Origin of the sequence: Pseudobutyrivibrio sp. (assembly GCF_015057185.1) — a bacterium.
Lineage (GTDB): Bacteria > Bacillota > Clostridia > Lachnospirales > Lachnospiraceae > Pseudobutyrivibrio.
On the sequence record NZ_SVEV01000001.1, the window covers coordinates 208,745 to 223,711 of the forward strand.

The 14,967-nt window shown below is 37.3% G+C and carries 13 protein-coding genes; 2 read left to right on the forward strand and 11 right to left on the reverse strand.

Features of this window, described 5'->3' with window-relative positions; genetic code table 11:
- Window positions 1-40 precede the first annotated feature (40 nt).
- The 4 genes from E7276_RS01070 to E7276_RS01085 form a co-directional block, all read right to left on the reverse strand.
- Window positions 41-877 carry an endo alpha-1,4 polygalactosaminidase gene (locus E7276_RS01070; RefSeq protein WP_294212620.1) on the reverse strand — a complete coding sequence of 279 codons (837 nt, stop codon included), beginning with the start codon at window positions 875-877 and terminating at the stop codon, window positions 41-43.
- Window positions 878-1,615, reverse strand: a complete 738-nt coding sequence (locus E7276_RS01075; protein ID WP_294212621.1) for a DUF3592 domain-containing protein — start codon at window positions 1,613-1,615, stop codon at window positions 878-880.
- On the reverse strand, window positions 1,599-2,405 hold the full coding sequence (locus E7276_RS01080; protein ID WP_294212623.1) for a hypothetical protein: 807 nt from the start codon (window positions 2,403-2,405) through the stop codon (window positions 1,599-1,601). Before E7276_RS01080 ends, E7276_RS01075 begins: the two co-directional genes overlap by 17 nt.
- A 134-nt stretch (window positions 2,406-2,539) precedes the next feature.
- Complete coding sequence (locus E7276_RS01085; protein WP_294212626.1) at window positions 2,540-4,636, reverse strand: elongation factor G; 2,097 nt, start codon at window positions 4,634-4,636, stop codon at window positions 2,540-2,542.
- A gap of 165 nt (window positions 4,637-4,801) precedes the next feature.
- Here E7276_RS01085 and E7276_RS01090 point away from each other — a divergent pair, with 165 nt between their 5' ends.
- Complete coding sequence (locus E7276_RS01090) at window positions 4,802-5,908, forward strand: prephenate dehydrogenase (RefSeq protein ID WP_294212629.1); 1,107 nt, start codon at window positions 4,802-4,804, stop codon at window positions 5,906-5,908.
- Window positions 5,908-7,188 (forward strand): 3-phosphoshikimate 1-carboxyvinyltransferase, encoded by a 1,281-nt coding sequence (gene aroA, locus E7276_RS01095; protein WP_294212632.1) that lies wholly within the window; start codon window positions 5,908-5,910, stop codon window positions 7,186-7,188. Before E7276_RS01090 ends, aroA begins: the two co-directional genes overlap by 1 nt.
- A gap of 37 nt (window positions 7,189-7,225) precedes the next feature.
- Here aroA and E7276_RS01100 read toward each other — a convergent pair whose 3' ends face one another.
- From E7276_RS01100 to infB, 7 genes are all read right to left on the reverse strand, one after another.
- Window positions 7,226-7,732 carry an SEC-C metal-binding domain-containing protein gene (locus E7276_RS01100; protein WP_294212636.1) on the reverse strand — a complete coding sequence of 169 codons (507 nt, stop codon included), beginning with the start codon at window positions 7,730-7,732 and terminating at the stop codon, window positions 7,226-7,228.
- Between the two features lie 202 nt (window positions 7,733-7,934).
- Window positions 7,935-9,002 carry a C40 family peptidase gene (locus E7276_RS01105; protein ID WP_294212637.1) on the reverse strand — a complete coding sequence of 356 codons (1,068 nt, stop codon included), beginning with the start codon at window positions 9,000-9,002 and terminating at the stop codon, window positions 7,935-7,937.
- 93 nt (window positions 9,003-9,095) lie between these two features.
- Window positions 9,096-10,013 carry a bifunctional riboflavin kinase/FAD synthetase gene (locus E7276_RS01110; protein WP_294212639.1) on the reverse strand — a complete coding sequence of 306 codons (918 nt, stop codon included), beginning with the start codon at window positions 10,011-10,013 and terminating at the stop codon, window positions 9,096-9,098.
- 8 nt (window positions 10,014-10,021) lie between these two features.
- Window positions 10,022-10,930, reverse strand: a complete 909-nt coding sequence (gene truB, locus E7276_RS01115; protein WP_294212640.1) for a tRNA pseudouridine(55) synthase TruB — start codon at window positions 10,928-10,930, stop codon at window positions 10,022-10,024.
- The gene (locus E7276_RS01120) at window positions 10,930-11,907 is read right to left on the reverse strand and encodes a DHH family phosphoesterase (protein WP_294212642.1); all 978 of its coding nucleotides are present in this window, start codon (window positions 11,905-11,907) and stop codon (window positions 10,930-10,932) included. Before E7276_RS01120 ends, truB begins: the two co-directional genes overlap by 1 nt.
- A gap of 15 nt (window positions 11,908-11,922) precedes the next feature.
- Window positions 11,923-12,297, reverse strand: a complete 375-nt coding sequence (rbfA, locus tag E7276_RS01125) for a 30S ribosome-binding factor RbfA (protein ID WP_294212644.1) — start codon at window positions 12,295-12,297, stop codon at window positions 11,923-11,925.
- Entirely contained in the window at window positions 12,297-14,948 is a 2,652-nt protein-coding gene (gene infB / locus E7276_RS01130) for a translation initiation factor IF-2 (protein ID WP_294212646.1), read from the reverse strand. The genes rbfA and infB overlap by 1 nt, the downstream gene beginning before the upstream one ends.
- Window positions 14,949-14,967: the final 19 nt, after the last annotated feature.

The following is a 14,967-nucleotide window of genomic DNA, read 5'->3' on the forward strand; positions in this document are numbered from 1 at the left end:
ACATCTACAGCTTTTTAATTAACAAGAAGTAAAATACAGATTATTTTAATTCTAATGAATGAGAAACATATGTTATGTATCCCATATCGCTATCATATTCCATAGCTTCTGCTTCTATTTCAGAATCAGTGGCATATTCTAATGCATAAGCATCTTTATCATCATCCATAACCATATTCAGATAATCACTAAAATACTCTCTATCTTCAAGGGTATTTATACCAAAGGAATCGTCATCCCAATATATACAGGTATAGACACTTTCCTGATTTACTCCATCTAAAACATTATCCAAAGATTGATTGCGGTTATAGTATTCTGTAACAAATGCATCACCACCATTTATAAGAACATATCCGCCCTTAGCTTTTAAATCCTCTAGCATGTCTGAGACACCTGTGAATATTTCTTCTGTAGGATACTGATAATAAACATCACAATTATCAACAAAGAAACCATCTACACCCTTTGCTAATAATTCGTCAGCCTTAGAAGAAATAAACTCCTGCCATTTAGCCGAAGATACATCAACCCACTGTTCATCTTCCCAGTTTTCGTAAATGCCTAAGGTGATATCTTTATAATCAGAATAATAGTCTCTAAAAGATTCGATAGAGCCCAAATTAAGATACGTATATACGTTATGGCCTTTATCCTTCAAAGCAGAGATTTCATCTTCTGTATAATATTGAGCATCTATAACCATCGTCTGCGCTAAGTCTCTATCTTCTATTTCTTCTGGATTCATCCCCAGATATACGCCATATAGATTTTCATTATCAGCCTTACAGTTGTTTTTAAAAAATAAAATCAAAATTGTAAATGCCAATAAAACAAAAAGTATACTTACGAAAGTAATTTTAAATTTACGATTCATTTAAGTATAATCCCTTACCAATCCTTCACTTTTATCTATTACATCAACATAGTAATTCTTAAAATTTCCCTGTTCTACATAAACATCAACAGGGTTTCCAATATTATAAAAATCATTTGGATTAAAATTCAGGATGTCGCTCTTAAACTTGTATATGTATCCATCATAAGGGTTATTATAGCTGCAAAAAACACGATATGGATGTCTTCCATTAATTGTAATATTATAATCCATATCTATACTTTCAATTTCTGCAATGATTCTCTGTCCGGATTCAATTAATCTAGTCTTTTTATTTTTCTTATGAATCTTATAAATTATCATTGGAAAACCAATGGCAATAAACACACATCCAAATACTATTGGAAAAATTGCAAAGAACAGTTCACCCTCAGAAGTACGGACATCTCTAGGATCGTCTGGGTTTAAATAAATCTCAATTTCCTGCCCTTCGTACATATCACTAGAATAATAATTTAACTGCACTCGATTGTATTCATTACCATCATACTCATAGGTTACAAATACATAATGGTCGGTTTCATCCCCATGCTCATCAACTTCGATTTCTTCGATGATTGCATTAGTGCTAACAGCATTCTCCATAAATTCTCTAGACGAGATGTTTGAAACAACGCCAACAGCAATTACTATAGCCCCAACAATGGTAAAAATAACTCCTAATATTAATACTAAATTGTTTGTTAATACCTTTTTCATTTTATTGATTCTCTGCATCCTTTTTCTTTTTCTTATTAATAACAGAACCTACTCCACCAATAACGGCACCAACACATGCACCTACCGCAGCCTTTGAAAATACTTGGTTCCAATCAATTCCGCTTTTAAGCTTAGCTGTTGATTTAATCGAAGAGTCATAAGAAAAGCTTGCCCCATCAGCTAAACTCTTTGTATTTTCAAACAAATCATCTATATCTGCATCTGGATCATATGATTTTGTATAGAAATAATAGAAATCATTATTTACTACAGTGCAAAGACAAGCATTTATAAATTCATCATTTTTATTTTCAGAAACCATTTCTAGCATAATATATGGTTCATTTTTAGAATTGTAATATACGCCTTCGTATGTGGCTGAAATATCACCATAATCGTCAACATCTTCCATTGTCGATTCCAATTCGGCGCCAAAATCGTCTATTTCATCTTCAGAGTAATCCTTCAACTGACCAATCTCTTCGTCTTCATTATCAAGATAGTAAATATATGATTCTACAAAATAATCACCATCAACATACAATGCCTCAAAGAATGAATCATCACTAGAATTAATCATAGAGATAACATCATCAGTTCCAAAGCCATCAATCTGTAGTTCATCAATATTCTCTCGATATGATTGTTTACCATCAATAACATATTCATATTTTTGTGGAATTGCAACCTGAAGTGAAATCTCAGGAAAACTAAGTGTCAATTCAGTTTCAGCCGCAAATGAAACACTTGAAAATACAGTAGTAGCCACCCCTAATGCTGCCATTGAAGTCATAAATAATTTTTTCATAATATTTTCTCCTTGTAATATTAAATATAGTAGTAATATACTACTCTCTATTTGTATAGTCAATATAAATAATAAAAATGAGGTTGAGAACAATTGTCTCAACCTCACCGATAATTATTTTTATTTAGGAACTATTATTCCTCATCTACGTCCTTAAGCTTATTAGCTCTACGCTCAACCTCTTTAGCTTGAACATCTGATGGAACCTGTTCGTAGCGAGCTAGCTCATATGAGAATGTACCATAGCCACCAGTCATAGAACGGAGCTGTGTATCATAGCCATAAAGCTCAGCCATAGGAACCTCTGCAAGGACTTCTGTTTTACCAGCAGTTTCAGTTGGATTCATTCCAAGTACACGTCCGCGGCGCTTATTAAGATCACCCATAACATCACCAGTATATGAATCAGGAACTAAAACCTTAAGCGTCTCGATTGGCTCAAGAAGAATTGGATTAGCCTTCATGATACCCTCCTTGAACGCTCCCTTTGCAGCAACCTTAAATGCCATTTCAGAAGAATCTACTGGATGATAGCTTCCATCATAAAGGTTAGCATGTACACCAACTACAGGATAAGCTGCAAGAGGTCCAGCAAGAACTGCTTCCTGTAAACCTTTTTCAACTGCTGGGAAGTAATTCTTTGGTACAGCACCACCTACTACAGATTCTGTAAAGTTGTAATGCTCCTCCATATTTCCAGATGGTTCAAATGTCATTTTTACATGTCCATACTGACCATGACCACCTGTCTGCTTCTTATACTTGTATTCAACGTCAGACTTTCCACGGATTGTCTCTTTAAATGCAATCTTTGGCTGACTAAGCTCTATGTCAACTTTATATTTTTCATTGAGCTTTTGAACAAGCATATCAATGTGTCTATCACCAATTCCATAGATAAGTGACTGGCTATTCTCGCCATCATTAACTGTTTTAATAGTTAAGTCTTCAGCACAAAGCTTTGCGAGAGCCTGAGCAATTTTATCTTCATCTCCCTTATTTTTAGCCTTATATCGTTTATACGTATATGGCACAGAAAGAGGTGTTCTGATATAAAGAATTGGATTAGCCTTTGTAGAAAGTGAATCTGTTGTAGCAACCTTCTGAAGTTTAGACAATGCACAAATGTCACCAGCGTGAACCTCAGGAACTTCCTCAGGCTTGCTACCTGTTAGGATATATAGCTTTCCAATTTTCTCTTCCGACTCCTTATGCTTGTTGTATAGCAAATCATCTGTTTTAAGCACTCCTGAATTAACTTTAATAAGAGAATACTTTCCTACAAATGGATCTACGATAGTCTTAAATACGTATGCTGATTTTGGCTTAGAGAAATCATAATTTGCTTCATAAACCTCATTCGTATTTGCGTTAATTCCTGTGATAACGCAATCAGCAGGTGATGGTAAATATTTAACTATATCAGTAAGCATTGTATACTGGCCTCTATTCAACACATTTGAGCCCATCATTACAGGAATAATATCACCAGATGCAACATTTACACGAAGTGCCTGTCTGATTTCATCCTCAGAGAACTCTTCTCCGCCGAAGTATCTATCCATGAATTCTTCTGATGTTTCAGCAACTGATTCCATCAAAGCTTCACGATATTTCTCTAAGTATTCTTGACTGTAATCTGGAACATCAGAATGTTCAACAGTACCATCTGCTTTCCAACGCTTACCCATCTGTTGAATAACATTTACATAGCCAACAAATTCTCCATTTTCTCTAATTGGAAGATGGAAAGGAGCAATCTTTTTGCCATAAAGACTTTGAAGTTCCTCAACGATCTCTCTATAGCTGGCATCATCTATATCCATGTCAGTTACAAATACCATTCTAGGAAGATTGAATTTATCGCACATCTCCCATGCTCTCTTTGTACCAACCTCAATTCCGCTTTTACCTGAAATAACAATAATTGCTGCGTCAGCTGCTGAGACAGCTTCTTCAGCCTCTCCAACGAAATCAAAATATCCTGGTGTGTCTAGGAAGTTAATCTTAGTATCGCCCCAAATGATTGGAACTAAAGAAGTGTAGATAGAAAACTTGTTTTTCTGCTCTAATTTGTCGTAATCACTAATGGTATTACCAGCCTCTATAGTGCCAGGCTTGCTGATCTGACCAGCTAGAAAAGCCATTGATTCGATGAGACTGGTTTTGCCCGCCCCGCTGTGACCAAGTAACACAACATTTCTAATTTTGTCCGTAGTAAATACCTTCATAATGCTGTCCTCCCAATAATTATTTGACGCATTCCCCTTAGCGCCATAGCTGTGTAAAAACTTATAATTATTATATTTAATATTCAGACTATTTACAATGGAAATATATGATATTATATAAATATATTTATACTTTAAAGTAATAAAGTAACGGGAGATTTTATTATGGCGTTAAAGACTAAAACAATTGGATTTGTCGGCCTAGGTCTTATTGGGGGAAGTATCGCAAAGGCGATATTAAAGGTTTATCCAAATACTAGAATACTTGCCACAGCATCCAGAGAATCTACTATTGAAGCCGCTTTTGAAGAGCGATTAATTGACAATAACGGACTACTTAAAATTCATCAATTCGGACAGTGCGACATTATATTTTTGTGTAGTCCTGTAAAAATTAATTGCGATTATCTCAGGCAATTAAAGGATGTTGTAAAGCCTGATTGTGTCATCACAGACGTAGGCTCTGTTAAGGGAGACATCACTGCCGTTGCAAGAGAACTAGGTATGACTAATCAATTTATCGGTGGCCATCCTATGACTGGCTCAGAGCTTACTGGTCTAGAACACTCTTCCGCTTTATTATTAGAAAATGCTTATTATATCCTAACTGCTGACCCTGAAATGCCAGTAGATACATATGATGAATTTGGCAAATATATTAAATCGCTAGGAGCCATTCCTATCAAGCTCACTCCAGAACAACATGATGAAGCTACAGCGGCAGTTTCTCATCTTCCACATGTTATTGCAGCTTCTCTTGTAAATCTAGTTCAGGATAATGATGATGATCAAACCACTTGCAAAACAATCGCAGCCGGTGGATTTAAGGATATTACCCGCATCGCATCTGGCTCCCCTACTATGTGGCAGCATATTTTCTTAAGCAACAGACAGGCAATTTTAAAGCTTATCGATGCATTCAAAGAAGAACTAGATACATTTCGTAGCGCCATTGATTCATCTGATGCAGATGCTATAATTAAGCTCTGGTCAAAATCAAAGGATTATCGAGATTCTATTACAATTCCTGAGAATGCATTAATCCGTTTTTACGAATTATACTGTGATATTGATGATAAACCTGGTACCTTGGTAGGTGTACTTCAACTATTAGCAGATGCTGATATTAGTGTAAAAAATATCGATATCATTCATAACAGAGAATTCGAACCAGGTGTACTGAGAATAGAATTCTATACAGAAGATGCTATGAAAAAAGCGCAGACCACATTGACTCATAATAATTATTACACTAGACAGAGGACAAACTAATGGCAATAACTAAAGCAAATAGCTTAAAAGGTGAAATAAAAATTCCTGGAGACAAATCTATAAGTCATAGAGGCGTCATGTTTGGAGCAATATCAGAAGGCATCACTGAATTAACTGGATTTTTAGATGGAGCCGACTGCCGCTCTACCATAGGATGTTTTAAAGCCATGGGCATAGATATTAATCAGGAAAATGACCATGTAATCATCCACGGAAAGGGTTTACATGGACTCAAAAAGCCTAGCGCCATGCTTGATGTTGGTAATAGCGGAACTACAACAAGGCTTATATCTGGTATATTAGCTGGCCAATCCTTTGTTAGTTCATTAAATGGAGATGAATCAATTCAGAAACGACCTATGGGACGAATTATCGCTCCTCTTACTTTAATGGGCGCCAATATTCGCTCAATAAAAGATAATGAATGTGCCCCTCTTGAAATAGGTGGTTCAAAGCTAAAGTCTATTCACTATAATTCTCCAGTAGCTAGCGCTCAGGTTAAATCTTGTATATTACTTGCAGGACTTTATGCTGAAGGTACAACTTCCGTAACAGAGCCAGTAGTTTCTAGAAATCATACAGAGCTTATGCTTTCCGGATTTGGTGCTGATATTAAATCCCAAGGATTAACCGCATCAATTGTGGGCGGGCCTAAATTAGTCGGACAGAAAATTGATGTTCCTGGAGACATTTCCTCTGCTGCTTACTTCATTGTTGCTGGATTAATTTGTCCTAATTCAGATTTACTTATCAAAAACGTAAATACGAATCCTACAAGAGCCGGCATTATCAAAGTTGCTAAAGCCATGGGTGGAAATATTGAACTATTAAATGAACGAATCGTCAGTGGAGAACCTGTTGCTGATATTCATGTTAGCACCAGCAATTTAAAGGGATGTGAAGTTTCTGGTGACATAATCCCTACTCTTATTGATGAAATCCCTGTAATTGCAGTTATGGCGGCTTGTGCTGATGGAACTACCATTATCAAGGATGCTGCAGAGCTTAAGGTAAAAGAAAGCGACCGTATTGCTACAGTAACTGAGAATCTCAGTAATATGGGTTGTGATATTACTCCTACAGAAGATGGAATGATTATCAATGGTGGCACACCATTAAAAGCGACAACCGTAAATACGTATTTGGATCATCGAATTGCAATGTCTTTTGCCATTGCAGGTCTTGTTGCTGAAGGTGAAACAACTTTTGATGATGAAAAATGCTGCCAAATTTCATATCCTGATTTTTTTAAAACAATAAATACTATTTTTAACAAATAAAAAATGCACCTATCAAATTTGATAGGTGCATAAATTTTTATTTCTTTCCACAACAGAACTTATACTTCTTTCCAGAACCACATGGACATGGATCATTACGTCCAACCTTCTTTTCTGAACGTACGATTGTGTGCATGTTCTTAGCTTCTTTTGTAAGGGACTTTCTAGTCTCCTCATCAAAAATCTGCTCCCACTGTGGAAGGCCATATAACCAATCAGCCTTTGCGTCAATCATGTTCTTGAAAAGCTTTTCCTTATCGAATTTAAGAGATACTACTGTGTCCTCTTCCATAGTCTCGATTGGGTTTGGAGTAACAAGTGATTCATTAATACCATCAAGGAAACCTACCATAGGCATAACCTCGATATTATATTTTTCTGCAAGCTCCTTAACTGTACCCTTAACTTCTGTATCAGGATCGTCCAAAAGCTGTTCGTAAATTCCCTTTTCTAACAAGAAATAATTCTGCCAAAATCTCTGTAAGTCTGCCTGAGACTGATTCTGATTATAGGCAATCTTTTGCCAATTTTCTAGTAAACTCATTTTATATTCCTCTCCAATTTATAATCAAAATATGTGGCTAGCCACATGTGAAATTATATCATAACCAATAATAAAAGGCTAGATACTATGAAGTATCCAGCCCCTCCTGTTTTACGGGAAAACTCACCCATGCAAATTGCCTTCGGCAATGGGTGAGTTGTGGCAAACAGGCAACTCCCCTAAAGGGGACCCCTCCTGTTTGCTAGTCGTATAAAACTCTTACACACTTAAGTGGTGTACGATACATGTAATTCGAAATCTTAATTCCGTCACGTTTATTAGAAGCGTGTACAATCTGTCCACCACCGATATATATAGCAACGTGATTGATTGTGCTTCCTCTACCATAGAATATCAAATCACCAGGTTTAAGCTCTGATGTAGAAATCGCTGTACCTTCGTTAGCCTGTGCTCTTGAAGAATGTGAAAGATAAACACCAAACTGTGCCATAACCTGCATTGTAAATCCAGAGCAGTCGACACCATTTGTAAGGCTAGTACCACCCCAAACGTATCTATTTCCAACATACTGAAGTGCAAAATCGCAAACAGCCATACGAACGTCAGAAACACCAGCTCCATATCTAGCCTCTGTAAGAGTCATAGCTGTTGTAAGAGATAAATCTACATCAACATACTCTGCGCTAACGTAGCCTTCGTCACCATCTACGTCAACCTTAATCCACTCATCATCCTGAGTGTTATCTAGAATAGGCACTTCTTCACCATCAGCTAACTGATAGATAATCTCGCAATCTGTATTAGGCTCAACACGAACTCTAAGTCCACCTGTGTTAGATGTGGCAACGTACTGAGCAAGCTCTAATGCTTTGTCCCATGCCTCATCACCTGAAAGAAGATACTCTGATGAAACATATCCTTCTACTTCACCAGATTTGATGTAGCTCCATTCACCCTCTGTGCTGATAATCTCACAAGCAGCATTAGCAGGGAATTTACCAACTAATTTACCATCTGATGATGCAGTCTCACGAATATTTAAGTTACCTTCTGAAACAGTACAAATACCGATATTCTCATATCCGTAAATATCGCCTAGTGACTTTGCTGTAGCGATAGCTGCAGAATCAGTAACTGAAAGATCCTCAAGTGATGCCAAATCTAAAGTAGTAGCTGTAACTACACCAGCTGTAGCTGTAGTATCTGCATCTTCTTCAATATCTGTATATTGCTGCGCATCAAGGCTATAATCAAACATAATTGCCAGTGCACAAACTAATGAGAAAGCTGAAATAATGCGCTTTTTCATAAAACCTCCAAATTAAATAAATTTAAAACAACACTCGGATTATATCAACCCGAGTGCCATTTGTCAATATTTTGTAATATTTACGTAATAATATTATTTATTGAAGAACTGCTTAGCCAAAATCTTGTCTTTGTTCATTTGTTCTTGCAATGCATCAATAGATTCAAACTTCATTTCAGGTCTAAGGAATGACTTGAATGTAACCTTTACAAAACGTCCGTACAAGTCACCATTATAATCCAAAATATGAGTTTCTATTCCTACTATTTTTTTATCTGAAACAGATGGCTTTGTTCCTACATTAGTAACTCCGTGATAGATTCTGCCATCAAAATCTATTGTAGTAACATATACTCCAAATTTAGGAACTAGCTTTGTAGTCTCTGGCATAATATTTATTGTAGGAATGCCTATTGTATGTCCTAGATGAGCACCATGAACTACCTCACCCCATACAAAGTATTCATAACCTAACATGTCATTAACAGACTCAATGTGGCCTTCTTTAAGCTCTTCCCTAATATAGGTACTGCTAATGTCTCGGTTATTCATTTTGATTTTATCAATTACCCTGTACTCAAATCCAAGCTCTTTTGATAGCTCTAAAAGCATTTGAGGGTTTCCAGCACCTTTATATCCAAAGGTAAAATCTGTTCCTGAAACCATGTATTTCATATTAAGTTTTTTAACCAAATATTCAATGAAACACTTTGGATCAGTTTCCATAAGCTTCTGGTCAAAAGGACATTCTATCAAATAATCTAATCCATCATTATCAAGCATGAACATCCTCTCCTTATTTGTAATTAAGGAAGGAGTATCATCATCTTTGAGGAATGAACGCAAAGAATTATTGAATGTAATCAGACAAGATTTATATCCTTGTTGTTTCTTTTCTATAATATCTTTTGTAAGTAAATGATGTCCCTTATGAATGCCATCGAATTTTCCAACGGTAATTGCTGTAGGCTCATTTATCTCAATATCAAAAAGTGATTGTATATAATTCATCGTAATAATTATTCTTCAAGGAAGAATTTCTCCAGTTTAAATATGTTGTCTGTGTATGTGTAAATCCCTAAGAAACGATTATCAGGCAAATACATTCTGTATTTTACACCATCTTCAAATGAACTGATGGATTCTGCAAAAACCTGGTCTACAGGAATAACACCGCCATTAACAGCTTGTTTAATGCTCTCCTCAGCGGGAATTACAAAAACCGTTCCATAGCTGTCAAATGCCTGATCAATAGGCATCATAATTCCATCTAAATTACCATTATTAACAATACGCTGTATCTCGTCTAATGTGCGAGCATCCGATATATCGAAAATACTAACTCTAGTACGAATCAAGGATTTCATAGCACATCCGCAACCAAGGACCTGACCTACATCATGGCATAATGACCTAATATAGGTTCCTTTACTGCAATGAATTCTAATGCTCACTTCTGGTAAGTTCATTTCAAGAATATCGATACTAAATACGGTAACTGGTCGAGGCTTTCTTTCTACTTCTTTGCCAGCTCTAGCTAATTCATAAAGCTTTTTCCCGTTAACCTTTAAAGCAGAATACATAGGGGGTACCTGCATAATGTCCCCTACAAAGCTGTTTATAGCATCCTCTACTTCCTTTTCATTGACTGTTACTGATTTTCGTTGTAGAATTTTGCCACTCATATCATAGCTATCAGTCTCAGTACCAAGAAGCATCACGCACTCATATACTTTATCTTTGTCAGTAAGCATATCGCACAGTTTTGTAGCCTTTCCTACACAAACAGGAAGAACGCCTGTCGCGTCAGGATCAAGTGTGCCTGTATGACCAATTTTTTTTATTTTTAAAATACCACGAAGCCTGGCAACCACATCAAATGAAGTATACCCGGCTTCTTTATAGACATTAATTATGCCACTATTCATTAATCTATTCCTAACTCTACTAATTGTGTCTCAACCATTTTTACAATGTCTTCGATAACATGCCATGGTTCCTTTGTAGCAACAGAAAATCCAGCTGCTTTCTTGTGTCCGCCGCCGCCATAAACTCCAGTTATTACTGTTAAATCAACATCACCTGAAGCTCTAGTGCTTCCCTTGAAGTCACCATCGGCAAGCTCATATAAAAATACTGCAACCTCAACTCCAGTAGTATCTCGAAGCTGTTGAACAATTCCTTCAAGATGCTTTGATTGGGCATCGTATTTTGCCATATCGTTTGAGTCGATAACTGCAGCAATTACTTTCCCATTTAAATAAGTTTTACAATTTAATAATGCCATACCAAGCATACGATTCTGAATCATAGTTTTGGCATAGTATGTATCAGTACAAATCTTTGGATAATCAATACCCTTTGTCATAAGAAATCCTGCAGCGGCCATTGTAGCCTCTGTAGTACATGAATACTGAAATACACCAGTATCGTGAATAATTCCAGTGTACAAGCATTCTGCAATTTCCTTTGTAATTTTGTCTTTGTCGAATTGATTATATACTAGCTCGCATGTAGAACTATCATCAGGAATAATATAACTATATTCGGCAAATCCACCATTAGTCACATGATGGTCAATACAAACTGTATGCTTTGCCTTCTCAAAATAAGGGAAAACATCTCCTAGTCTACCACCATCACTACAATCTAAAGCAATAAATAAATCAAATTCTTTTTCTGGCGCAGCTTCGTGAATGTCTTCAATTTTGTCTGCATTTTTAAAGAATTTGAAAATATTAGGAATAGGATCAAGATAGACATGAAGCTCTTTATCCGAATAGTAGGTAGCTATATAGTTGTACATAGCCATACAAGAGCCCACACAATCTCCATCTGGACGAATGTGTCCACTGATTCCTATTACATTTGCATCGGATAAAAGCTCATTAAAATTGTCTATCATATTCCTAGTCTCCTTTTATTCCTCTTCCTTTGCATGAAGAGGTGCATTTACCTCATCAATTAGCTTGCTCATTTTTGCAGCATAAGCAATTGACTGGTCACTTACAAAAGTAATCTCAGGTGTGTTTCTAAGATTAATTCTGTGAGCAAGCTCACGACGAATGAATCCAGCAGAGCTCTTAAGACCTTCAATAGTCTTTTGAGCTGCTTCATCATCGCCGAGAACAGAAATATAAGCCTTGCAGGTTTTAAGGTCTGGAGCCACTTCAACAGATACAACAGATGTAACTGGTGAAATACGTGGGTCCTTTAACTCAAGTCTTATTATATTGCTAAGCTCACGCATAACTTCTTCGTTTATGCGAATATTTTTAACTGAATTTTTTCTCATTATCTAGGTACCTCAACCATAATGTACGCTTCAATAGTATCCATTTCCTGAATATCATTGAAATCTTCAATAACAAGACCACATTCGAAGTTAGCTTTAACTTCCTTAACATCATCCTTGAATCTCTTAAGAGAACCAAGCTTACCTTCGTGAATAAGTTCGCCTTCACGAGTAACACGAACCATACAATCTCTCTGGAAGTAACCATCTGTTACATATGAACCAGCGATGTTACCAACACCAGAAGCTTTGAAGATCTGACGAACCTCAGCATGACCGATAACCTTCTCTTCGAAGATTGGATCAAGCATACCCTTCATAGCAGACTCAACGTCGTTGATTGCATCATAGATAACCTTGTAAAGACGAAGATCAACGCCTTCTCTATCTGCTGTAGCCTTTGCCTGTGGATCAACACGAACGTTAAATCCAATGATAATAGCATTTGAAGCAGATGCAAGTACTACGTCTGATTCATTGATTGTACCAACACCACCGTGGATGGTCTTAACAACAACTTCCTCATTTGAAAGCTTTTCAAGTGACTGCTTAACAGCCTCTACAGAACCCTGAACATCGGCCTTAACAATAAGGTCAAGCTCCTTAAGGTTTCCTGACTCAATCTCGCTGAATAGTGCATCAAGAGACATCTTAGACTTTGTCTGCTCAACAAGCTTGTTCTTGTGCTCTGCAACGAATGTATCTGCAAATGAATGTGCTTCCTTTTCTGAGTCGAAAGACATCAGTACTTCACCTGCATTTGGAACCTCTGAAAGACCTAAAATCTCTACTGGAACAGAAGGTCCTGCACTCTTAACACGTGCGCCTGTATCATCAAGCATTGCACGAACCTTACCATAGCAGCTACCGCAAGCAACTGGATCACCAACATGAAGTGTACCCTTCTGAACAAGAACTGTTGCTACAGCACCACGGCCCTTATCAAGCTGTGCCTCGATAACAAGACCACGAGCCTTACGATTAGGATTAGCCTTTAACTCAAGAACTTCTGCTGTAAGAAGAATCATCTCAAGAAGGTTATCAATACCTTCCTTTGTATGAGCAGATACAGGACAGAATACTGTGCTTCCACCCCAATCCTCAGGAATAAGCTGGTACTCAGAAAGCTCCTGCTTAACTCTATCAATATTAGCATTTGGCTTATCAATCTTGTTAATTGCAACAATGATTTCAATACCAGCAGCCTTTGCATGGTTAATAGCCTCAACTGTCTGTGGCATAACACCATCATCAGCAGCAACTACAAGAATTGCGATATCAGTAGAATTAGCACCACGCATACGCATTGCTGTGAAGGCCTCATGACCTGGTGTATCAAGGAATGTAATATCCTGATTATTAATAGATACTGTATAAGCACCGATATGCTGTGTAATACCACCAGCCTCACGGGCTGTAACCTTTGTATCACGGATTGCATCAAGGAGTGATGTTTTACCGTGATCAACATGCCCCATTACGCAGACAACAGGTGGACGTGATGGGAAGTTTGTTGTATCCTCTTCCTCTTCTTTAAGAAGCTCAGCGATAACATCAACCTTTTCTTCTTCTTCGCAAATGCAGTTAAACTCAAGAGCGATTTCTGAAGCCTCTTCAAAATCAACCTCCTGGTTAACTGTAACCATCTTGCCCTTCATGAATAATGTCTTAACAACAGCTGAAGACTGAACCTTCATCTTGTCAGCAAGATCCTTGATTGTAATTCTATCTGGAATTGTGATAGTAAGAACTTCATTCATGTCACGTTCTGGAGCCTTAGGAGCATTGTTCTTTTTCTTCTTTCCACCATTCTTTTCAAGATTGATGTAACGTTCCTGCTTCTTTCCGCCTAAATTGTTTTCTCTATCATTATTGTTTTTCTTTTTCTTGTCATCACGACGTCCGCCCTTAGCATTTGATGATGGCATCTCTGCTGCAGGAGCCTGCTGTGAAGGACGTGTATTTCTATCACGCTTATCAGGTCTTGCTCCATTGTTTCTATCATCTCTTGCAGGTCTATCATTTCTTTCGTTTCTGTTAGGACGCTTGTCGCCTCTGTTATCATTACGCTCTGGACGCTCCTGACGTTCAGGACGCTCTGCACGGTTAGGACGTTCTGGTCTATCCTGACGCTCTGTACGCTCCTTCTTTACTGGACGTGTATTCTCGTTTTCGTTCTGCTGCTTCTTTGATACAAATTCTGTATCTGTAGACTGAACAGATGCTCTCTGAGATGGACGAACTCCATCAGCAAAAGAACGTGGTCTAATAGGTCCTCTAGGCTGTACAGGAGCTGCCTGCTGCTTCTTTTCTCTGTTTCCTTCTCTATTCTCATTACGAGAAGAGTCAGAACCACGTCTACGTCTGTCATCTCTATCACGAGTAACTACGAAAACATTTTTCTTTTTCTTGACTGGATTTCCATCCTTGTCAACTGCACGGGCCTTTTTAACGCCATCTTTGTCTAATGCAGGTTTCTTATCTGCAGCCTTTGGCTTATCGCTAAAGTTTGCTCTGATTTTAGCAACCATATCATCTTCGATGCCGCTCTGGGCCTTTGCTTCTATTCCATTAGAGCCTAAGAAAGCGATTATTTCCTTGCTTTCCTTTCCAAGCTCTTTGGCTAATTCATGTACTTTAATTTTTGCCATCTAATATCCTCCTCATCTA